Source organism: Leisingera sp. G5_S3_59_S7, assembly GCF_054968485.1.
The window spans coordinates 12,905-34,641 of sequence record NZ_JBQKUH010000007.1 but is presented as its reverse complement, the minus strand read 5'-3'; the positions used below and the strand labels follow the sequence as shown (position 1 = coordinate 34,641).

At 64.1% G+C, this 21,737-nt stretch carries 19 protein-coding genes; 10 read left to right on the top strand and 9 right to left on the bottom strand.

The window, feature by feature from the left end:
• Positions 1-38: 38 nt before the first annotated feature.
• Positions 39-194, bottom strand: coding sequence for a hypothetical protein (locus tag ACTRWG_RS05715; RefSeq protein WP_154667625.1), 156 nt, complete (start codon positions 192-194; stop codon positions 39-41).
• Between the two features lie 393 nt (positions 195-587).
• Here ACTRWG_RS05715 and ACTRWG_RS05710 point away from each other — a divergent pair, with 393 nt between their 5' ends.
• Positions 588-1,223: a hypothetical protein gene (locus ACTRWG_RS05710; RefSeq protein ID WP_027233945.1), complete on the top strand. Its 636-nt coding sequence runs from the start codon at positions 588-590 to the stop codon at positions 1,221-1,223.
• Here ACTRWG_RS05710 and ACTRWG_RS05705 read toward each other — a convergent pair.
• Complete coding sequence (locus ACTRWG_RS05705; RefSeq protein WP_154667626.1) at positions 1,161-1,829, bottom strand: hypothetical protein; 669 nt, start codon at positions 1,827-1,829, stop codon at positions 1,161-1,163. The genes ACTRWG_RS05710 and ACTRWG_RS05705 overlap by 63 nt on opposite strands.
• Positions 1,830-2,112: 283 nt before the next feature.
• A complete protein-coding gene (locus ACTRWG_RS05700) occupies positions 2,113-3,669 on the bottom strand; it encodes a trimethylamine methyltransferase family protein (protein WP_462829081.1) in 1,557 nt (518 codons plus the stop codon).
• A 517-nt stretch (positions 3,670-4,186) separates the two neighbouring features.
• Between ACTRWG_RS05700 and repA the strand changes: the two genes are divergently transcribed.
• From repA to hutU, 8 genes are all read left to right on the top strand, one after another.
• Complete coding sequence (gene repA, locus ACTRWG_RS05695; protein WP_027233948.1) at positions 4,187-5,362, top strand: plasmid partitioning protein RepA; 1,176 nt, start codon at positions 4,187-4,189, stop codon at positions 5,360-5,362.
• Entirely contained in the window at positions 5,362-6,336 is a 975-nt protein-coding gene (repB, locus tag ACTRWG_RS05690; protein ID WP_462829080.1) for a plasmid partitioning protein RepB, read from the top strand. Before repA ends, repB begins: the two co-directional genes overlap by 1 nt.
• A gap of 183 nt (positions 6,337-6,519) precedes the next feature.
• Positions 6,520-7,659 carry a plasmid replication protein RepC gene (gene repC / locus ACTRWG_RS05685; RefSeq protein ID WP_027233950.1) on the top strand — a complete coding sequence of 380 codons (1,140 nt, stop codon included), beginning with the start codon at positions 6,520-6,522 and terminating at the stop codon, positions 7,657-7,659.
• A 333-nt stretch (positions 7,660-7,992) separates the two neighbouring features.
• Positions 7,993-9,318, top strand: a complete 1,326-nt coding sequence (locus tag ACTRWG_RS05680) for an MFS transporter (protein WP_027233951.1) — start codon at positions 7,993-7,995, stop codon at positions 9,316-9,318.
• Positions 9,319-9,420: 102 nt separating this feature from the next.
• Positions 9,421-10,629 (top strand): imidazolonepropionase, encoded by a 1,209-nt coding sequence (gene hutI / locus ACTRWG_RS05675; protein ID WP_462829079.1) that lies wholly within the window; start codon positions 9,421-9,423, stop codon positions 10,627-10,629.
• The gene (gene hutH, locus ACTRWG_RS05670) at positions 10,626-12,149 is read left to right on the top strand and encodes a histidine ammonia-lyase (RefSeq protein ID WP_027233953.1); all 1,524 of its coding nucleotides are present in this window, start codon (positions 10,626-10,628) and stop codon (positions 12,147-12,149) included. Before hutI ends, hutH begins: the two co-directional genes overlap by 4 nt.
• Positions 12,146-12,928, top strand: coding sequence for an N-formylglutamate deformylase (gene hutG / locus ACTRWG_RS05665; RefSeq protein WP_027233954.1), 783 nt, complete (start codon positions 12,146-12,148; stop codon positions 12,926-12,928). Before hutH ends, hutG begins: the two co-directional genes overlap by 4 nt.
• Positions 12,925-14,607, top strand: coding sequence for a urocanate hydratase (gene hutU, locus ACTRWG_RS05660; RefSeq protein ID WP_462829078.1), 1,683 nt, complete (start codon positions 12,925-12,927; stop codon positions 14,605-14,607). The genes hutG and hutU overlap by 4 nt, the downstream gene beginning before the upstream one ends.
• An 87-nt stretch (positions 14,608-14,694) precedes the next feature.
• On the opposite strand, the gene ACTRWG_RS05655 is transcribed toward hutU, so the two are convergent.
• The 5 genes from ACTRWG_RS05655 to ugpB all read right to left on the bottom strand — a co-directional run bounded on the left by ACTRWG_RS05655 (position 14,695) and on the right by ugpB (position 19,809).
• The gene (locus ACTRWG_RS05655; RefSeq protein WP_027233956.1) at positions 14,695-15,636 is read right to left on the bottom strand and encodes a glycerophosphodiester phosphodiesterase family protein; all 942 of its coding nucleotides are present in this window, start codon (positions 15,634-15,636) and stop codon (positions 14,695-14,697) included.
• A complete protein-coding gene (locus ACTRWG_RS05650; RefSeq protein ID WP_027233957.1) occupies positions 15,636-16,691 on the bottom strand; it encodes a sn-glycerol-3-phosphate import ATP-binding protein UgpC in 1,056 nt (351 codons plus the stop codon). The genes ACTRWG_RS05655 and ACTRWG_RS05650 overlap by 1 nt, the downstream gene beginning before the upstream one ends.
• Before the next feature lie 11 nt (positions 16,692-16,702).
• Complete coding sequence (gene ugpE, locus ACTRWG_RS05645) at positions 16,703-17,554, bottom strand: sn-glycerol-3-phosphate ABC transporter permease UgpE (protein ID WP_027233958.1); 852 nt, start codon at positions 17,552-17,554, stop codon at positions 16,703-16,705.
• Positions 17,554-18,435 carry a sn-glycerol-3-phosphate ABC transporter permease UgpA gene (ugpA, locus tag ACTRWG_RS05640; protein ID WP_027233959.1) on the bottom strand — a complete coding sequence of 294 codons (882 nt, stop codon included), beginning with the start codon at positions 18,433-18,435 and terminating at the stop codon, positions 17,554-17,556. The genes ugpE and ugpA overlap by 1 nt, the downstream gene beginning before the upstream one ends.
• A gap of 72 nt (positions 18,436-18,507) precedes the next feature.
• Positions 18,508-19,809, bottom strand: coding sequence for a sn-glycerol-3-phosphate ABC transporter substrate-binding protein UgpB (gene ugpB / locus ACTRWG_RS05635; RefSeq protein WP_027233960.1), 1,302 nt, complete (start codon positions 19,807-19,809; stop codon positions 18,508-18,510).
• A gap of 137 nt (positions 19,810-19,946) precedes the next feature.
• Between ugpB and ACTRWG_RS05630 the strand changes: the two genes are divergently transcribed.
• Positions 19,947-20,864: a LysR substrate-binding domain-containing protein gene (locus tag ACTRWG_RS05630; RefSeq protein WP_259970043.1), complete on the top strand. Its 918-nt coding sequence runs from the start codon at positions 19,947-19,949 to the stop codon at positions 20,862-20,864.
• Positions 20,865-20,962: 98 nt separating this feature from the next.
• Here the strand turns inward: ACTRWG_RS05630 and ACTRWG_RS05625 are convergent, their stop codons facing one another.
• On the bottom strand, positions 20,963-21,637 hold the full coding sequence (locus ACTRWG_RS05625) for a GntR family transcriptional regulator (RefSeq protein ID WP_260004742.1): 675 nt from the start codon (positions 21,635-21,637) through the stop codon (positions 20,963-20,965).
• Positions 21,638-21,737 lie beyond the last annotated feature (100 nt).

The window sequence follows — 21,737 nt, the reverse complement described above, 5'->3', positions numbered from 1 at the left end:
CTCCCCCGGTTCACGCGCTCTGCTCTGGGGTCCCGGCCCTAGTTCAACCGCCCCTTGCGGAGTTCAATCAGCCCCCGCAGCGCCCTCATGAACACGCCGCGGTCACGATGGCCGACTTGCGACAGCATGGTGAGCACTTCGCGCTGGTCCCGCTCCAGCGCATCGCAGGACCGGGAGTTCTCAGGCGACACCATGTGGGCCCTTGAAACCAGCAGCGCAAGCGACTTTTGGTCCAGTCCGTCGGTTAGTTCAGACCAAAAGCCAAGGCTTCTCCCCGAAGCCTCGCTGGCCTTCCTGAGAAGCTCAAGCTCGCGCCGGGAACAGCCCCTGCCGCTCCCTCCGGCGCGATGCATCTTTCCGTCTGTCCACTCCAATGGAAACTCACCCGCTGATAAACGCTACACACGCATTGATTGTTGATGCCTTGGCTGATACGTGTCAACTATTGGTTTAATAATTCACATATGTAAACTTTTGAGGTGCATATGATAGCCGACCGTATTGATGCCGCCTGCAAGATCGCAGGCGTAAGATTAAAAACAGCCTGCACGATTTCCGGGGTCAATTACGGCACCCTCAGAAGCCAGATGAGGAACAACCGGGAAATCCCCGCGTCCTCTTTGGCGCTGCTGTCCGCCGGCTTGTGCATCCCCATTCAGTTCTTTTTCGACCTGCCCGGCGGAAACCACGCCTCCGCAGCCAAACTCAACCGATGGCGGGCGGCCGAAACCGCCAATACCGAACTTGCCGCGTGCTCCAGGGCCGGATTCAATGTCACGACGGACCACATCCTGGACTGGTTCCACCAGGAGGGAGGGCAGCTGCAGAACTGGGAGTGGTTCGAGGACCAGGTTGACCTTTATGAGCCCCTCGAACCCACAGACCGGATTATGCACCCGATCCAGATCGGCAAACGCAGCGCCGCGGCAGAGCGGCTTATGCTTGCCGGGAACCGTGATTTCTACCGCATCGTCGGAACCTTCGAAGAGAGGATTATCCAGCGCGCGATGCAGTCGCACAGGATGCTCGAAGAGGTTCCCTACATTGTGACGGACGAAGTGCTGGACGTGATCATCAAGGGGCTGAGGGTGCGGGGCGGCTACCGCAAGGTGACGATGCGGGTGACCGGCCCCCAAGGGGCGCCGGTCACTGCGGTTTTCTCAAAGATTACCTGGCTCGACACTGCTGACAATGTGCGAGAAATGGACTGCGTTGAGGCCTAGGATCATCTGATCGTTTGCCAGGCCCTCCGGCACCGGATCCGACCAGCAGATCGCATTCCGGTACTTGCCGTTAAAGCCGTAATCGTCAGCAAGGCGGCGGTGCTTGTAGGCAATGATCGTGTACATCCAATCAAAATCCCACCGCGTGGCGGCCAGCAGCTTCACATATTGCGCAAAGTCGCCAAGCCTGCGGATGCCGCCCCGTTCGTCCGGCGCAACCTCGATGCCGCCAAAGTAGATCAGCCTGCCCCGCAGTTCATCGACCAGCGGCTGCGAGACGCTCGCTACAACCTCGTCGCGGCCGCCGTACCGGGAGGCCGCAAGGCCCCGGAAGTAGTTGCCGAAGTCCTTGCCGCCAAGATCCACGCTCTTGGCTGAGATGCAGGTAATGCAACGGTCCTCCCGCTTCAGGAACAGCCAGAATGCCCGGCCTGACTCAAGGTCATCGTCACTGACTTCGGACATCGGATGGACGCGCTTCTTGCCCACATCCTCCAGCAGGGCCGGCAGCTCTTGAGGGTCTGTGCACACGTAAAGCGTCAGGCCCTCGGCGTTGAACCTGCCTTCAATGGCCCGCATGTGTGTGAGGATGCTCTTACGTTCCATGTTTTTCTCCTTACAAAAATGGAATGCTGCACTCGCAAGGCGGGTGCAGGAGTAAGATTCCCTCATTTTTGGTTGTAAAACAGGTCTTTCCCGCAGGATGCGGATCACCGGATCAGGGAAGCACCAGGAATTCTGCAGGCCGCCCGGTTTCCAGCAGCGGAAAGGCAAATTTACCGTTCTTGAAGCGGGCGCCTGCGGCGTGGGATCCGGCGCAGGCAGCCCGAACCGGGCAGGTTTCGCACCTGCCCGTCCGGTTTACAGGCGGGCCAGCCGGTGGAAACGGTCAATAGCTCTGGTTCAGCTCATCCGCGGCGGGGATTTCGCGCTCGCGCCGGGCGATATACTCCAGCAGTTCTTCGTTCTTCGCCTCGTCCAGCTTGGGCTCCTGGTATTCCGCCAACAGCTTTCTGGCGCGCTTCAGGGCGCGTTCGGTGATCTCGGCGCTGCCCTCGGCCTGCCATTGCTCGATGGAGTTGTTGTCGAACAGCTCCGGCATGAAAAACGCCTCCTGGAAGTTCTCCTGAGTGTGCGGATGCCCCAGGTAGTGGCCGCCGGGGCCGACATCCGGCACCGCCGCCAGCGCCTGATCGAAGTCATGCCATTTCGGGCCTTCCGCCATCCGGCAAGCCATCGCGCATTGCTCCGCGTCCACGATGAATTTAGCAACCGAGCAGTGCATCCCCGCCTCATTCCAGCCCGCCGAGTGCCAGATGTAGTTGGCGCCCGCGTGAATGACCGCCGACAGCGTTGTGGCCGATTCATAGCCCGCCTGCGCGTCGAATGTCTTGGCGCCGCCCAGGGTGCTGGAGGTCCGCCACGGCACCCCGTAGTACCGCGCCATCTGGCCGATCATGAAGTTCATCAAGCTGATTTCCGGCGTGCCGGCCATCGGCGCGCCGGATTTCATGCTGACGGTCGACAGGTAGTGGCCATAGATCGCAGGCGCGCCCTTGCGGATCACCTGGGTATAGGCCAGCGCGCTCAGCGCTTCGGCGTTCAGCTGCGCCACGGTGGCCGGGACCGAGGCCGGGGTGTTGGCGCCGCCCAGCACAAAGGGTGAGCACAGCACCGGCTGGTTTCGCCGGCAGAACGCCCGCATCGCCCCCAGCATGGTTTCATCCCAGACCAGCGGCGAGTTGCCGTTGCAGTTGCCGGTGGTGACCGGGTGGTCCTCCAGGAAATCCGCGCCGAACAGAATCGCGCACATCTCCATCACGTCCTCGGCGTTCTTGGGACTGGTGGTCATGCCCATGAACGTCTTGTCGGAGTATTTCATCGACGAATAGGTGATCCGCAGATGCCGCTGGCTGATCGGGTGATCATAAGGCTCGACAATATGGTGGGCGGAGGAGTGCAGCGCCGGCATCATATGCGCCAGCTTGTGGAACATCGCCAGGTCGTCCAGCGTCGGATTGCGCCGCACATCGTCCAGGCCGCACAGGAACGGCGCGCCGGTCATCGGCACAAAGATCGAATGCTTGCCGCCCAGGCGCACGTTCTTTTCCGGGTCGCGCGCGTGATAGGTGAAATCGCTGGGGATGGTGGCAATCAGCTCCCGGACCAGGCCGCGGTCCAGATAGACCAGTTCACCCTCGACCTTGGCGCCGGCGCGCTTCCAGTCCTCCAGCGCGATGGGATCGCGGAACTGGACACCCACGTTTTCCAGAATGCCCATCGAGGCGTTGTCGATCATTTCGACCTGGGCGCCGTCCATCACCTCGCACCAGGGAATATTGCGGCTGAGGCCCGGCAGCATGTTGAAATCCGGTGCGGTGCGCAGGGCACGGCGGGCGGTGCGGCCGCCGGAGCGGGCGCGGGGGGCAGTGGCGTGTTCAGTCATCGCGGGGGTCTCCTTTGAGGCCGAGTTTCACTGAATGTCTGCGGGTCCACCTGCAGGATTCCGAAATGCGGTTGCAAAAACCGACACTCTGTTAAAAGGATCCGCCGCGGACCGCGGGACCGCTGCCCGGCAGCGGTGCCCGTTCGAGGGGGCACAGCGCCCGCCGGCGCAGGATTAGACCCTGAATAGAGCCTGATACTGCTGATCCGGCAGGACTTTCCGGTCGGCTGCGACTCGCCCTTCGCCACCCGCTTGGATGCTGCACACGCGCCACGGATTTTGCAGACAAGAATTTTGCGCCCTCCCCTCCCCTGCCCGTTTGATGGAGGGTTTTAATGTTTAGTTTCATCGCCTTACGCGAAAACTTGATGCGGGTTCCGCAATCCGGCAGAAATCCGCAGAACACGTCTGCAACCTGTAAATGAAGGAATCTATTGCAAAACGCTGTTCGCATTGCGTATAGAAACGATAAATAAAGCGCTGACGCAAAACAGCGTTACTACCGAGAGGGCAGCAGTTGGCAGTAGCACTCCACATCAATCAGCGAATCCGCGAGAACGCGGAGAACCTCAGTGCGGCCCTCGAAAGCCACATGCTGGCGAGTTTCGCGCCGGATGCAAGGAAGGAATTGCGGCTGTTCAGCGCCGGGGAAGCGGCGGAAATGCTGGGCATTTCCCCCAGTTTCCTGCGCAAGCTGCATTTTGACGGCAAATTCCCCGAGGTGCACACCACACCGGGCGGGCGGCGCCACTATTCCGCCGCCGATCTGCTGGAAATGCGCAAGGTCCTGGATGCCTCGGCCAAGACGCCGGGCACCTACCTGCGCGGCCGCCGCGAGGGCGACAAGGTGCAGGTGCTGTCCTTCCTGAACTTCAAGGGCGGATCGGGCAAGACCACATCGTCCATCCACACCGCGCAGCGGCTGGCGCTCAAGGGCTACCGGGTGCTGGCGGTGGATATCGACCCGCAGGCGTCGCTGACGACGCTTTTCGGCTATAGGCCGGAGGTCGATTTCCTTGAGACAGGGACGATTTATGACGCAATCCGCTATGATGACCCCCTGCCCCTGCGCCAGATCATCCAGCAGACCTATTTCACCGGCCTGGACCTGGCGCCCGGCGGGCTGATCCTGCAGGAATTCGAGCATGAGACCCCGCAGGCGCTGATCAACAACGTGCAGCCCGCGTTTTTCGCGCGCATGGCCGCGGCACTGGAGGAGGTCGAGAAGGATTACGACGTGATCATCTTCGACTGCCCGCCGCAGCTGGGGTATCTGACAATGTCGGCGCTCTGCGCCTCCACCGGCGTGATCATCACCGTGGTGCCGAACATGCTCGACATTGCCTCGATGTCGCAGTTCCTGCAGATGTCAGCCGAACTGCTGGATGTTGTCTCCAATGCCGGGGCAGCTCTGGAGTTCGATTTCCTGCGCTTCCTGATCAACCGGTACGAGCCCAACGACGGTCCGCAGCAACAGGTGGTTGCATTCATGCGGCAGCTGTTCGGCGAGGAGGTCATGGTTGCCCCGATGCTGAAATCCACTGCGATTTCCGATGCGGGCCTGACCCAGCAGACGGTTTACGAGGTCGAAAGATCCCAGTTTCACAGGTCAACCTATGACCGTGCGGTCGATTCACTGAATCAAGTTAACGATGAAATAGAGTCGCTCCTTCAACAAGCATGGAGGCGTTGATGGCACGCAAAGGCATTCTCAGCACAGCACTCAGCAGCCCGGCAGCATCCGCTGGCGGGCCGAAACCCAAGATGATGCCGCGCGGCGCGGTCGGGGCGCTGCAATCCTCGCTCAGCAAGCTGCAGGAAAGCGCGGTGCAGGAGATCGACACCGCGCTGATCGACGATGCCGGCTATGAGGACCGGCTGGGTATGGACGGGGCCGCCTTCAACCAGCTGAAGGACAGCCTGCAGACCTATGGCCAGCAGGTGCCGGTGCTGCTGCGCCCGCACCCGCAGACACCGGGACGGTTCGAAATCGTCTATGGCCGCCGCCGCCTGAAGGCGCTGCGCGAACTGGGCATGGCCGTCAAGGCGATGGTGCGGCAGCTGGACGACCACGCGCTGGTGATGGCCCAAGGCCAGGAAAACACCTCGCGCCAGGACCTCAGCTTTATCGAAAAGGCCGCCTTTGCGGCGCAGCTGCAGGCCGATGGCTATGGACGGCAGACAATTGCCGCCGCGCTGTCGATCGACCTGCCGATGGTATCGCGGATGCTGAAGGTCGGCACCGCCTTTGATCTGCCCTTCCTGCGGGCGATCGGCTCTGCCCCCGGCATCGGCCGCGACCGCTGGATGATGCTGGTCAAGCTGTTCAACGATCCCGCAGCACGGGCCCGGGCGATCACCCGGACAAACCGGCCCGATTTCACGACCTATGACTCCGACGGGCGGTTCGAGGCCGTTCTGAAACATGCCCAGAACGTGCCGCAAGAGCCGGAACCGGCCCCTGCCCCGCCGAAAACCCGCACCCTCCCCGGCAGCAACGGGGCTGAGGTCGCGGGCATCAAGACCACCGCCAAGGGTATCACCCTGACGATCTCAGCCAAGGACGCGCCGGGCTTTGACACCTGGTTCGACATTAACGCGGAAGAGATCATGGCAGAACTTCACGGCCGCTGGCAGCAAGACCAGCCTGAGCAGCCGGAAGACTGAGCAAGAGCAGAAACAAAAAGGACAGGAGGCACGAGCAGCAGGCAAAAGAAAAGCCCCCCAGGACATTACATCCCAGAAGGCCGTTCTCAGATTTAGCACCTTTGGAATAGCCTCTCAGACTCGTCAGTGTCAACTCCATGCGCCGCATGGGGGCGGGTATTTTTTGTCTTTCGTGAAAAAAAGATGGAACATGCGTCCCAAATCGCGTTTGGGCGGATGGATCAGCGCGGCCGGCTGGCGGGTACTCACGACAAGTGGGACCTTCTGGCTGCGCTCACCCATGCCGCTGCGGAATTCGAACTGAGCCACCGCACCCTTGGGGTGCTCAAGGCCCTGCTGACCTTCCTGCCGGAACGCGCACTCAGCGCGGAGCCGGACAGCGCCATTGTCTTCCCCTCGAACCGCAAGCTGATGGAGCGGCTCAATGGGATGCCTGAAAGCACCCTGCGCCGCCATCTGGCAACCCTCACGCGGCTGGGAATTGTCAGCCGGAAGAACAGCCCCAACCGCAAGCGTTATGCCCGCCGCAGCGGCGATGACACGGCGCTGGCCTTCGGCTTTGACCTGTCCCCCCTCGCCCGCCACGCAGGCCAGATCTTTGACGCCGCGCTGGCGGCCAAGGCCCGGGCTGAGCATTTGGCGGTTCTGCGCGACCGTGTGGCCGTGCTGCGGCAGCAGCTGATGGACCTGGCGGACACTGCCGCTGACCTGTTGGAAGCCGCCCGCAAGCTGCTGCGCCGCAAACCCTGCGAGGCAGAGCTGACCCGGATGGCTGCGGCACTGCAGGAAGAAATTGCCCGCCGGACACCGGAAGACCCGCCCCGGCAAACCGCACTGCCTGCGCGCCAAATGAGCGGCAGCACCGGCCAGAATGAGCGGCACATACAGTATTCAATAAAAAAAGATTCTGACTCTGAAGGGCCGCAGGCCGAAGCCTCCTGCTCTGACCCGGTGCGCACTGAGGCAGAGGATGGGACTGCTGAGAAAACAAGTGACCTGAGCACCGTTGTGCGCGCCTGTCCCGAGGTGCAAAGCTATTACCCCGGCAGGCTGCGCAGCTGGCAGGATGCCGACAGGATTGCCGAGATGCTGTCACCGATGATAGGGATCGAATTGCCCGTTCTCAGCGACGCCCGTGCCGCGATGGGCCGCAAAGATGCGGCAACCGCCGTGATGTGCATCCTGGAAAAGCTGGCAACCATCCGCAGCCCTGGCGCCTACTTGCGGCGGCTGGCGCAAAAGGCCCGGGCGGGTCAATTCTCCACCGCACCGATGCTGAATGCGCTGCTGCAAAAGGGACAGCGGGCGGAAATTGTCAGCTGACAATTTTCAGTCCTGCGGGGGGTGCAGCCTGCCGGTCCCGGCAAACACCCTGCCCCGCGCCTTGGCTGAACTGCGTTTTTGCTGGCCCCTGCAGCGAAATTGTCAGCTGACAATTTTTCTCCCGGCCGATGTGCGCAGCTTACCGAACGGTCATGGTCCGCGCGTTTTTAGAGGCCGCCCCGCCCTTGTGTCGTGCAGGAGAACGCGCGCCGCTATAATTGTCAGCTGACAATTTTCCTCTGCCGCCGCGTCCGGATGATCCGGGCCATTGCTTTCCGGGCCAGCCCGCGGCCACAGTGACGGGACCGCTCCCAGCCAAGGATCCCGCCGCCCTTGCTTTCCATCCTGCAGAACCGGACCTACCGGCATTTGTTCCTGGCCCAGATCGTCGCGCTGACCGGCACCGGGCTGGCAACCGTGGCGCTGGGGCTCTTGGCCTTTGACCTGGCAGGCGAACGCGCCGGGCTGGTGCTGGGCACTGCGCTGACGATCAAGATGGTGGCCTATGTCACCGTGGCGCCCATCGCCGCCGCCTGGGCAGAGCAGACGGACCGGCGCAAAATGCTGATCGGCCTGGACCTGGTGCGGATGGCGGTGGCGGTTTGTCTGCCGTTCGTTTCCGAGGTCTGGCAGGTCTATGTGCTGATCTTCGTGCTGCAATCCGCCTCTGCCGGGTTCACGCCCGCCTTCCAGGCCTCGATCCCCGATGTGCTGACGGAGGAGAAGGACTACACCCGGGCGCTGTCGCTGTCGCGGCTGGCGTTTGAGCTGGAGAGCCTGGCGAGCCCGATGCTGGCCGCGGCGCTGCTGCTGGTGGTCAGTTCCGGCACCCTGTTCTGGGGCACCGCGGCGGGGTTCGCCGGGTCGGCCCTGCTGCTGCTGACAATCGCGCTGCCGTCACCCGCGCCCAAGGCGCCGCGCCCGGTTTGGGAGCGCACCACCCGCGGCATCCGCAATTACTTGAGGACCCCGCGGCTGCGCGGGCTCTTGGCGCTGAACTGGGTGGTGTCCGCCATCGGCGCTATGGTGATCGTCAACACGGTGGTGCTGGTGCGCGCAGGCATGGCGCTGCCCGAAAGCTCGGTGGCGCTGGCGCTGGCGGCGTTCGGCGGCGGCTCGATGCTGTCGGCCATGCTGCTGCCGCGGCTGCTGGAGCGGCTGCCGGACCGGACCGTGATGCTGGCCGGGGCAGGGCTGGGCATAGCTGCCATGGCCATCCTCGCACTGGCGGCCTTGGCCCAGCCGCTCACGTTTGCACGGCTGGCAATCGGATGGGCGGTGATCGGCGCGGGCTACTCCGCGGTGCTGACACCTTCGGGGCGGCTGCTGGCGCGCTCGGCCCATGCGGCGGACCGCCCCGCGGTCTTTGCCGCGCAGTTCACCCTGTCGCATGCCTGCTGGCTGCTGTTCTACCCGCTGTCGGCCTGGCTGATGGCCGCCTGGGGCGGGGGCGCGGCGATGCTGGCGCTGGCGCTGCTGGCCGCGGCAGGGCTGATCGCCGCGCAGCGCCTGTGGCCCAGGGACAGCGCATCCCCCGTTGCGCACAGCCACCCTGATCTGCCGCCGGACCACCCGCATTTGCAGGGCGCCCGCCCGCATGCGCATCCGATCATCATCGACGATCTGCACCCGCAATATCCGCAGCAAACGCCGCGCTGACACACCATGGCAGGGGGCCCGGCCCCCATTTTTATGACTAGACATAACCGCCAAATTGCGTAGTTTATTGCCGCAACGGCAATAAAGGGAGTCGGGCATCCGATGACAGGGGAGTTTGTTCTGACAGGCGCGCGGCTGGCCACGATGGCCAGTTCGGACACGCCCTATGGCCTGATTGAGGACGGCGCGGTCGCGGTCTCGGGCGGCAGGATCGTCTGGGCCGGTCCGCGGGAAAAATTGTCAGCTGACAATTTTCCGTGGGAGCAGCGCGACCTGGGCGGTCGGCTGGTCACGCCGGGCCTGATCGACTGCCACACCCATATCGTCTTTGGCGGCAACCGGGCGATGGAGTTCGAGATGCGCCTCAATGGCGCGTCATATGAGGAAGTCGCCAGGGCAGGGGGCGGCATCGTCTCCACCGTTTCCGCCACCCGCGAGGCCTCGCTGGAGCAGCTGGTGCAGGACGCGCTGCCGCGGCTGGATGCGCTGATCGCCGAAGGTGCTGCGGTGGTGGAGGTGAAATCCGGCTACGGGCTGGATCTGGACACCGAACTCAACATGCTGCGCGCCGCCCGCCGCCTGGGCGAGCTGCGCCCGGTGACGGTGAAAACCACCTTCCTCGGCGCCCATGCGACGCCTGCTGAGTACAAAGGCCGCGACGATGACTACATCGGCGAGGTCTGCATCCCGGCGCTGCGCGCCGCCCATGCGGAGGGGCTGGTGGATGCAGTGGATGGCTTCTGCGAAAACATCGCCTTTGCGCCTGCGCAGATCGAACGGGTGTTCAAAGTGGCGCAGGAGCTGGGCCTGCCGGTTAAACTGCACGCCGAACAGCTGAGCCATCAGGGCGGCACCAAGCTGGCCGCGGACTACGGCGCGTTGTCAGTCGATCACGTGGAATACGCCACCGAGGACGACGCCAGGGCGATGGCCGCCTCCGGCTCCGTTGCGGTGATCCTGCCCGGCGCGTTTTACACCATCCGTGAAACCCAGGCGCCGCCCATTGAGCACTTCCGCGCCCACGGCGTGCCGATGGCTCTGGCGACCGACTGCAACCCGGGCTCCTCGCCGCTGACTTCCTTGCTGCTGACCATGAATATGGGCTGCACCCTGTTCCGCATGACCCCGGAGGAGGCGCTGGCAGGCGTCACCCGCAACGCAGCCCGCGCGCTGGGTCTGCCAGACCGGGGACAGATCGCTGCCGGTATGCGCGCCGATCTGGCGGTCTGGGACGTGGAAACGCCCGCAGAGCTCGCCTACCGCATCGGCTTCAACCCGCTTTACACCCGTATCTATGAGGGCACCCAATGATCGAGATGATCCCCGGCACGGTAACGCTGGCCACGCTGGAAGATATCTACCGCAACCTGACCCCTGCCAAACTCGACGCCTCCGCCCGCGAGCCGGTGGAGGCCGCCGCGAAGATGGTTGCAGATGCCGCTGCCGGAGAGGACGCCGTCTATGGCATCAACACCGGTTTCGGCAAGCTGGCCTCAACCAAGATCGCACCGGAAGACACCGCCACCCTGCAGCGCAACCTGATCCTCAGCCATTGCTGCGGGGTAGGGGAGGCACTGCCGGAGGACAAGACCCGGCTGATGATGACGCTGAAACTGCTGTCGATGGGCCGCGGCGCGTCCGGTGTGCGCTGGCTGGTGATCGAGCAGATAGAACAGATGCTGGAACGCGGCGTGGTGCCGGTGATCCCGTCGCAGGGCTCCGTCGGCGCATCGGGCGACCTGGCACCGCTGGCGCATATGGCGGCGGCGATGATCGGGGCAGGGGAGGCCACATATGAGGGCACCCGCATGTCCAGCGCGGAAGCGCTGAAAAAGGCCGGGCTGGAGCCTATTGTGCTGGGTCCCAAGGAGGGGCTGGGGCTGATCAACGGCACTCAGTTTTCGACCGCCTGCGCGCTGGCGGGGCTGTTTGACGCCTGGCGCATGGCAGAGGCGTCGATGGCGATTGCGTCGCTCACCACCGACGCGATCATGGGCTCCACCGCGCCCTTGGTCGCGGACATCCACTCCCTGCGCGGCCATGCGGGGCAGATCGACGTGGCCCGCGAAATGCGCGCGATCATGGACGGTTCGGAGATCCGCGAGAGCCACCGCGAAGGCGACACCCGCGTGCAGGATCCCTATTGCATCCGCTGCCAGCCGCAGGTGGTGGGCGCGGCGCTGGACGTGTTGCGGATGGCCGCCAAAACGCTGGAGATCGAAGCCAACGCCGTCACCGACAACCCGCTGGTGCTGGTGAACGAAGGCCGCATCGTCTCCGGCGGCAATTTCCATGCTGAATACGTGGGCTTTGCCGCGGATCAGATCGCGCTGGCGGTGGCCGAAATCGGCGCCATCGCGCAGCGCCGGGTGGCGCTGATGGTCGATCCCACGCTCAGCCACGACCTGCCGCCGTTCCTGACGCCCGATCCGGGGCTGAACTCCGGTTTCATGATCGCCGAGGTGACCACCGCCGCACTGATGAGTGAGAACAAGCATTTGGCGAATCCTTGCGTCACAGACTCAACCCCGACGTCAGCCAACCAGGAGGACCACGTGTCCATGGCCGCCCACGGCGCGCTGCGGCTGTCGAAGATGAATGCGAACCTGTCGGTGATCCTGGGCGTCGAAATGCTCTGTGCCGCGCAAGGGGTGGAGGCGCGCGCTCCGCTGCAGACCTCAACGCGCCTGCAGGACGTGCTGGCAATGCTGCGCGAGGAGATCCCCTCGCTGGCCGAGGACCGTTACCTGGCGCCCGACATTGAAACCGCCAGCGCCATGGTCCGCGCAGGCCGGGTTGCAGCGGCTGCGGGCGTGGAGGTGACGGCATGATCGACGTCACCCAAGGCACCTCGCCGCTGGTGCTGGGGCTGCCCCACACCGGCACCGATGTGCCGCCGGAGGTCTGGGAGCGTCTGAACGAGACCGGCCGGGCGCTGGCCGATACGGATTGGCACATTCACGACCTGTACGAAGGGCTGGTGGAGGAGATCACAACCGTCCGCACCCCCATCCACCGCTATGTGATCGACGTGAACCGCGATCCCGCCGGTATCAGTCTCTATCCAGGGCAAAACACCACCACATTGGTGCCCTTGACCGATTTTGACGGGCTGCCGATCTGGCGCGACGGGCAAGAGCCGGACGAGGCCGAAATCACCCGCCGCCGCGACGCCTATCACGCGCCCTATCACGCGGCGCTGGCGGCAGAGCTGGAGCGGGTGAAGGCCATTCACGGCTTTGCCATCCTCTATGACTGCCACTCGATCCGCGGCGACATCCCCTTCCTGTTCGAGGGCCGCCTGCCGGATTTCAATGTGGGCACCAACATGGGCGAAACCTGCGATGCGTCCATCGAGGCGCTGACCGTGGCCCATTGCGAGGCGGCGGAGGGCTATACCTCCACCCTCAACGGGCGCTTCAAGGGCGGCTGGACCACCCGCCACTACGGGCGGCCTGCGGACGGCCTGCACTCCATCCAGATGGAGCTGGCGCAGGCCACCTACTGCCAGGAAAGCCCGCCCTGGACCTACCTGCCGGAGCGCGCGGAGCAACTGCGCGCCCATCTCACCAAAATTCTCACCGATCTTCAGACCTGGAGGCCCGCATGAGCGATCCCCGCAAGAACACCCGCGACATCTTCCCGCCCACCGGCCCGGAGCTCAACGCCAAGTCCTGGATGACCGAGGCGCCGCTCAGGATGATGATGAACAACCTGCATCCCGACGTCGCCGAAAACCCGCATGAACTGGTGGTCTACGGCGGCATCGGCCGCGCCGCGCGCACCTGGCAGGATTTCGACCTGATCGTCGAGACCCTCAAGAACCTTGAGGAAGATCAGACCCTTATGGTGCAGTCGGGCAAGCCGGTCGGCGTGTTCCAGACCCACAAGGACGCGCCCCGCGTGCTGATCGCCAACTCCAACCTGGTGCCGCATTGGGCCAATTGGGACCACTTCAACGAGCTCGATAAGAAGGGCCTGATGATGTACGGCCAGATGACGGCCGGCTCCTGGATCTATATCGGCACGCAGGGCATCGTGCAGGGCACCTATGAAACCTTTGCCGAAGCCGGGCGCCAGCACTTCGGCGGCGACTTGACCGGCAAGTGGATCCTGACCGGCGGTCTGGGCGGCATGGGCGGCGCGCAGCCTTTGGCGGCGGTCTTTGCCGGGGCATCCTGCCTGGCGGTGGAGTGCAATCCCGACAGCATCGACTTCCGCCTGCGCACCAAATACCTGGACGAGAAGGCTGAAACTCTCGACGAGGCGCTGGAGATGATCGAGCGCTGGACCGCCGCGGGCGAGGCGAAATCCGTGGGCCTCTTGGGCAACGCGGCAGAGATCTTCCCTGAACTGGTGAAGCGTGCGGAGGCAGGCGGCATCCGCCCCGATATCGTGACCGACCAGACCTCGGCGCATGATCCGGTCAACGGCTACCTGCCGCTGGGCTGGACCATGGGCGAGTGGAAGGAACGCCGCGAGAGCGACAAGAAAGCGGTGGAAAGGGCCGCCCGCGCCTCAATGAAGGTGCAGGTGAAAGCGATGTGCGATTTCCACGCGATGGGCGTTCCGACCGTCGATTACGGCAACAACATCCGTCAGATGGCGCTGGAGGAAGGGCTGGAGAACGCCTTTGACTTCCCCGGTTTCGTGCCCGCCTACATCCGCCCGCTGTTCTGCCGCGGCATCGGCCCGTTCCGCTGGGCGGCGCTGTCCGGCGATCCGGAGGATATCCGTAAGACCGACGCCAAGATGAAGGAGCTGTTCCCCGAGAACGAAGGGCTGCACCGCTGGCTGGACATGGCGCAGGAACGCATCGCGTTCCAGGGCCTGCCCGCGCGGATCTGCTGGATCGGTCTCGGCGACCGCCACAAGGCCGGCCTCGCGTTCAACGAGATGGTCCGCAACGGCGAGCTGTCGGCGCCGGTGGTGATTGGCCGCGACCATTTGGATAGCGGCTCGGTGGCGTCCCCCAACCGCGAGACCGAGGCGATGATGGACGGCTCCGACGCTGTCTCCGACTGGCCGCTGCTGAACGCGCTTTTGAACACCGCCTCCGGTGCCACCTGGGTGTCGCTTCACCACGGCGGCGGCGTTGGCATGGGCTTCTCGCAGCATTCCGGCGTGGTGATCTGCTGCGACGGCAGCGAGGACGCCGACCGCCGCATCGGACGCGTGCTGTGGAACGACCCGGCCACCGGTGTCATGCGCCATGCGGATGCGGGATATGACATTGCCAAGGATTGCGCGCGCGAGCACGGGCTGAACCTGCCCGGCATCCTGGGCTGATTGAGAGAAGGCTGAAATCCGGCGCGGATTTCAGCCATGAAAAATCCAATTTCCATGGCCGTTTCCCTGCAAGGGAAACGGCTTTGTTCAGTCTGCGCGCCAATGCAGCCCGTGCATCAGCAGCAGCCGCTGCACCCGCCCCGGGTAATCCGTGCAGATCGCATCGACGCCAAGATCAATCATCCGCTCGATGTCTTCCGGCTCATTCACCGTCCAGACCACCGTCACCAGCCCCAGTGCGCGGGCGCGGGCCAGGGAGTCTGCCGTGATGTCCAGGAAATAGGGGCACCAGAACTGGCCCCCGGCCGCGGCAACGCGGTCCGGCAGGTCCAGGGCGCTGCAGCCCGCCACCGGGTTCACCGCCTTGGAGGAATCCTCGCCCACGTCGTCGGCGTTGTCCGGCAGCTGGGTCAGGAAGGAGGCGGGCATTTCCGGGGCGATCCGCTGGCAGTCCGCCAGCAGATCCCAGTCGAAACTGTGCAGCACCGTGCGCGGCTGCATCCGGGCCTGGCGGACCTCTGACACCACTGCCTCAACCAGGGCCTGGCGCGCGGCGGTGTCGCCCAGCAGCTCCGGATCCGATTTGATCTCCAGCAGCAGATGCACGTTCTGATGCTCAGCCAGCTGCAGCAGCGCCAGCAGGTCCGCAAGGCGGGGAATGCGCACGCCGGTCAGAAACGCCTGGTCCGGAAACCGCTGGCCATAGGCGCTGCGGCCGTCCAGCCCGCCCGCGTCATAGGCCTGCAGTTCGGCATAGGTCAGCGCCGACACTTTCGGTTCTTCCCCCTGCAGCCAGCAGCCATCGGCGCCGCGGATCATCGACCGGGTCAGGCGGTGGTTGTGGGTGATCACCGCCACGCCGTCGCGGGTGGCGGTCACGTCCAGCTCCAGCAGTTCCACCCCGGCGGTCAGGGCAAACGCGAAACCTTCCATCGTGTTTTCCGGCAGCACGCCGCGGGCGCCGCGGTGGCCGATCAGGCGGATCAGGCCGGGCTGGGCGGCAAAGGCGGGGATCTGGGGGTACTGCATCAGGCCTCCAGCCGTTTGCCGGTGGCGGCATCGAACAGATGGGTCAGCTCCGGCGCCACCGCAAAGCGGCGGATGCTGCCGGTGCCGTCATTGGCATGGCCCGGCACGCTGGCGGTGATGGTATGCTCCGTGCCCGGCAGGCGGCCGTGGATCAGGGTGTTGGCGCCCAGCTGTTCCAGCAGCTCCACCTCGATGGCGATGGGGCCTGCGGGGTCCTCCAGCAGGTGTTCGGGACGCAGGCCCAGGGTGGCGGTGCCGTTATGGGCAGAGGCCACCTGCAGCACGCCGCCGCCGGGCAGGGCGGCCTGGCCGGCGCTGATTTCCGCCGGGAAGAAGTTCATCGCCGGGCTGCCGATGAACCCCGCCACAAACACCGAGGCCGGGCGGTCATAGAGTTCGATCGGGGTGCCGAACTGCTCCACATAGCCGCCGTTCAGCACCATCAGCCGGTCGCCCAGCGTCATCGCCTCAACCTGATCGTGGGTCACGTAGATCGAGGTCACCCCCAGCCGCTGCTGCAGCTTGCGGATTTCCAGCCGCATCTGCACCCGCAGCTTGGCGTCGAGGTTGGACAGCGGCTCGTCGAACAGGAACACCTGCGGGTCGCGCACGATGGCGCGGCCCATCGCGACCCGCTGGCGCTGGCCGCCCGACAGCTGGCGCGGCTTGCGGTCAAGGTACTGCCTGATCTCCAGGATTTCCGCCGCCTCCTCGACGCGGCGGTTGATCTCGTCCTTCGGCAGTTTGCGGATCTTCAGGCCATAGGCCATGTTCTGGCGCACCGACATATGCGGATAGAGCGCGTAGTTCTGGAACACCATGGCGATATCGCGCGCCGAGGGTTCCAGCTCATTCACCCGGCGCCCGCCAATGGCGATCTCGCCGGAGGTGACGCTTTCCAGCCCCGCCACCATCCGCAAAAGCGTGGACTTGCCGCAGCCGGAGGGGCCGACGATGACGATGAACTCGCCATCGTTGATGTCGCCTTCGACATGGTGCAGCACCTCGGTCGGCCCGTAGGATTTCACCAGGTCTTTGAGTTGAATATCAGCCATTTCGGGGCGCCTTACTTATCGGTTTCCGTCAAGCCCTGCACAAAGAGCTTTTGCATTGCGATGACCACGAACACCGGCGGGATCATCGCCAAGAGGGCCGTGGTCATGATGATGTTCCACTGCGGGCTCTGCTCCGCCGCCTCCAGCATCTGCTTGATCGACATCACGATGGTGGTCATCGAGGTGTCGGTGGTGATCAAAAGCGGCCAGAGGTACTGGTTCCAGCCGAAGATGAACAGGATCACGAACAGCGCCGCGATATTGGTGCGCGACAGCGGCAGCAGGATGTCGAAGAAGAACCTGAGCGGCCCGGCACCGTCGATGCGGGCGCTTTCCAGCAGCTCATCCGGCACCGTCAGGAACACCTGGCGGAACATGAAGGTCGCGGTGGCCGAGGCGATCAGCGGGATCGACAATCCCCAGTAGCTGTTCAGCATTCCCAGGTTGGCGACCACCTCGAACGTGGGCAGGATCCGCACCTCGACCGGCAGCATCAGGGTGATGAAGATCATCCAGAAGAAGGTCATGCGGAACGGGAACTTGAAATAGACGATGGCAAAGGCCGACAGCAGCGAAATGGCGATCTTGCCGGTGGAGATCATCAGCGCCATCGCCAATGAGTTCAGCAGCATCAGCCAGACCGGCGCGGTTTCGGTCCCGCTGAGGCCGGAGCCGAACAGGGTCTGCTTCATGTTTTCCAGGAAGTGATCGCCGGGCCACAGCGGCAGGGGCGCCTGGTTCATGCGGAACTGGTCATGGGTGGCGGCGACAAAGGTGATCCACACCGGCAGCGCGATGGCCAGAACGCCAAGGACCAGCACCAGATGGGTGAGGAAGGCGGTGAGGGGGCGGTTTTCGACCATCAGTATGCCACCTTTCTTTCAACAAAGCGGAACTGGACCACGGTCATGGCAATGACCAGCACCATCAGCACCACCGACTGCGCGGCAGAGCCGCCGAGGTCGAGGCCGACAAAGCCGTCGTTGAACACCTTGTAGACCAGAATGGTGGTGGAGGTGCCGGGGCCGCCCTGGGTCACGGCGTGGATGATGCCGAAAGTCTCGAAAAAGGCGTAGACCATGTTGATCACCAGCAGGAAAAACGTGGTGGGCGAGATCAGCGGGAAGATGATGGTCCAGAACCGGCGCGCCGGGCCTGCGCCGTCGATGGCGGCGGCCTCGATCACGGAGTTGGGGATCGACTGCATGGCGGCAAGGTAGAACAGGAAGTTATAGGCCACCTGCTTCCACGCCGCGGCCAGGATCACCAGCGCCATCGCCTGGGTGCCATTGAGGTAGTGGTTCCAGGTGATGCCCGCGAATTCCAGGAAATAGGGGAAGATGCCCAGGGTGGGGTTGAACATGAACACCCACAGCGCACCGGCCAGCACCGGTGCCACCGCATAGGGCCAGATCAGCATGGTGCGGTAGAACATGGCGCCGCGCACCACCCGCTGCGCAAAGCCCGCGAGGATCAGCGCAAAGCCCATCGACAGCGCCGCCACCAGCAGCGAGAACACCGCGGTGCGCTGGAAACTGGCCAGGTAGTGCGGATCGTTGGCGAGAACCTCAAAATTCTCGAACCAGACGAATTCGGTGCCAAGGCCAAAGGCGTCCTCGATCAGGAACGACTGATACATCGCCTGGCTGGCGGGCCAGAGGAAGAACACCAGGGTGATGGCGATTTGCGGCGCGACCAGCAGGTAGGGCAGCGCCGAAGTTGGGAAATGCACCCGTTTGAGCATGAAGGACCCCACTCAGGAAATTGGCCCTGCCGCCCGGGGGAGGGGCGGCAGGGCCGGGTCGTCAGGGATGGGTTACTTGGCGGTGCGCTCGAACTTGCGCAGCAGGTCGTTGCCGCGCTCAACCGCCGCATCCAGCGCCTCTTGCGCGGTCTTCTCGCCGCCCCACAGCGCTTCCAGCTCCTCGTTGATCACGTCACGGACCTGCACGAAGTTGCCATAGCGCAGACCGCGGCTGTTGGCGGTGGGGGTGTTCAGGCTCAGCTGCTTGATCGCGGTGTCGGTGCCCGGGTTGCTGTCATAGAACCCCTGCTCCTTGGACAGCTCATAGGCAGCCGTGGTGATCGGCACATACCCGGTCTCCTGGTGCCACCAGGCCTGCACCTCGGGCGAGGACAGGTAGCTGAGGAACTTGGCGGTGCCTTTGTATTCCTCTTCCTCGTGGCCTGCCAGCACCCACAGGGTGGCGCCGCCGATGATCGAGTTCTGCGGCGCGTCGGCCACCTTGGTGTCCAGCGGCAGCATGCTCTGGCCGAATTCGAACTCCGCCTGCGAGGAGATCGAGCCGTAATAGGCCGAGGAGTTCATCCACATGCCGCATTCGCCGTTGGTGAACATCGGCAGGCTGTCGCCGCGGCGGCCGCCGTAGACAAACAAGCCGTCCTTGCCCATCGACGCGACATCATCCAGGCGCGCGGCCAGCTTGTCGTTGTTGAAGGTCAGTTCGGTGTCAAAACCCGCAAAGCCGTTTTCCTGGGTGCCGGTGGGCAGGTTGTGCCAGGCCGAGAAGTTCTCGATCATCACCCAGGACTGCCAGCCGAAGGACACGCCGCATTTCATCCCGTTGTCGACCAGCTTCTGCGCGGCGGTTTTCACCCCGTCCCAGGTTTCCGGCACTTCGGCGCCGGCCGCGTCCAGCGCGTCCTTGTTGTACCACAGGACCGGGGTGGAGCTGTTGAAGGGCATCGACAGCAGCTCGCCTTCGGGCGTTTCGTAATAGGATACCACCGCGGGCAGGAAGGCGTCGCCGTCAAACGGCTCGCCTGCGTCGTTCATCAGCTGCTCGACCGGGTAGATCGCGCCCTTGGCGGCCATCATGGTGGCGGTGCCGACCTCGAACACCTGCACAATCTGCGGGTGTTCCTTGGCGCGGAAGGCGGCAATCGCCGCGGTCATCGTTTCGGTGTAGTTGCCCTTGTAGACGGGCACGACCTTGTACTCGTCCTGGGTCGCGTTGAAATCTTCGGCGATCTTGTTGACGCGTTCGCCATTGGTGCCGCCCATGGCGTGCCACCACTGAATTTCGGTTTCTGCAAATGCGGTGCTGCCGGCAACGGCCAGAACGGCCGAGGCGCAGAGCAAGGATTTAACGGACATGAGCTTCTCTCCCAGTTTTGTTCTGCAAAAGCTTTTGTCCGGCCAAGGGAATAATTCAAGCAAAAGTTTTTTGACAAAATTCATAACATCATGTTATGCGGCGGCGTGTTCACCGCCAGCCAAAGGCCGCTAACCCCTTGAAATTCAGTCTCAGACAGCTTGAGGCCTTTCAGGCCGTCGCCCGCACCGGTTCCGTCACCCGGGCTGCGGAATCGCTGGGAATCTCGCAGCCTGCCGCCAGCCGGCTGCTGTCGGATTTTTCCAAGTCGGTGGCGGTGGAGCTGTTCACCCGCCAGGACGGGCTGCTGATTCCCACCAGTGAGGCGCGCTATCTCTTGTCCGAGGTGGGGCGGGTGTTCGACAGCCTGAACCACCTGGAAGAACTCAACCGCGACTTGACTGAGCGCACCGCCGGCCATCTGCGCATCGCCTGCCTGCCGGGGTTTGCAACCGCGCTGCTGCCCAAGCTGCTGGCCCGGTTCCTGGAACACCGCCCCGGCGTGCGGCTGACGCTGGAGCCGGACCGGCCGGAGCGGATCCTGGAGTGGATCATCGGCGAGCAGTATGACTGCGGCATCACCGACGGCTTTGCCGCCCATCCGGCGGTGGAAAACATCGACATCCCGATCCGCACCGTCTGCGTGCTGCCCGAAGGGGATCCGCTGGCAGAACAGGATGTTATCACCCCCCGCGACCTGCGGGACCGCAAGATCATCCACACCCGGCGCGACAGCCCGTTTTACCGCAGGCTGCACAAGGCCTTTTCCGAGGCCAGGGTGGAGCTGAACAGCTGGATCGAGGTGCGCCAGTTCTCCACCGCCTGCATCATTATCAGCCAGGGGCAGGGGGCCTCCGTCGTCAGCGCCCTGGACGCCGAGCAGTTCCGCGGCCAGGGGATTGCCATCGTGCCCTTTGCGCCGGAGCTGCACCACCGCCTGTCGATCCTGCGGCCGGTGTCGGGCAGCCGCTCGCTGCTGGCGCTGGATTTCCTGGATGCCTTTGTGGACAGCCTGAAGCCCTTCCGCGCCGATCCGCCTCAGCCGCCGCGGATCTGAGGCCGCGCCGGCGGTGCGGCACGCAAACTGAAATCCGGCGCGGATTTCAGCCGTGAAAAATCGGATTTTTCATGGCCGGTTTCCTTGCTGGAAGTCGGTTACCCCTCGTTCAGCAGCCGTTCGGCGGTGTGTTTGGCGTCGCTCAGATGCTGTTCAATGGCGGCCTGCGCGGCCTCGGCATTACCTGACACGATGGCCTGGCAGATTTCCTGCATATGGGCGGGACCGGGTTTCTGCCGCTCTTCGGTCGACAGTGTCACCGCCCGCAGCCTGCTGATGCGGCCATTCAGACGCTGGGCGATTTCCCAGGCGACGTTGTGGCCGGCGCCTTCGAAGATGATCCGATAGAACTCCGTCGTGGCGCGCAGCATCGGGCCGGGCACGCCTGCTGCAACGGCCTGCTGCAGCTCAAGCAGCGCGGCGGTCAGCTGCTCTGCCAGTTCTGGCGTGATGTTCTGCGCGCAGGCGGTGGCGGCGGCGGTCTCCAGCATCTGGCGGATGTCGTAGATCTGCCGCGCGTCCTCCCAGCTGAGCTGCGCCACGATCGGCCCTTTGCCGGGCAGGATCTCCACCAGCCCCTCCGCCTCCAGATAGCGGATCGTCTCGCGCACCACGGTGCGGCTGACGCCAAGCTGGTCGCACAGGGGCCGCTCCACCAGCCGCTCGCCGGGTGCAAACTGGCCGGAGATGATCGCCTCGCGCATCCGTTCCTGCACGATATCGCGCAGGGTCTGCGGGGGGTGGTCGATTTTGCTCATCACAGGCTGGTTCATTGGGCTGGTCATGTGACCTCCGATAGCAACAGGGGCAGGGCGGAACAAGGCTGCATTGACATACTGTATGATGGTATACCATATTACGGCAACTGGAATC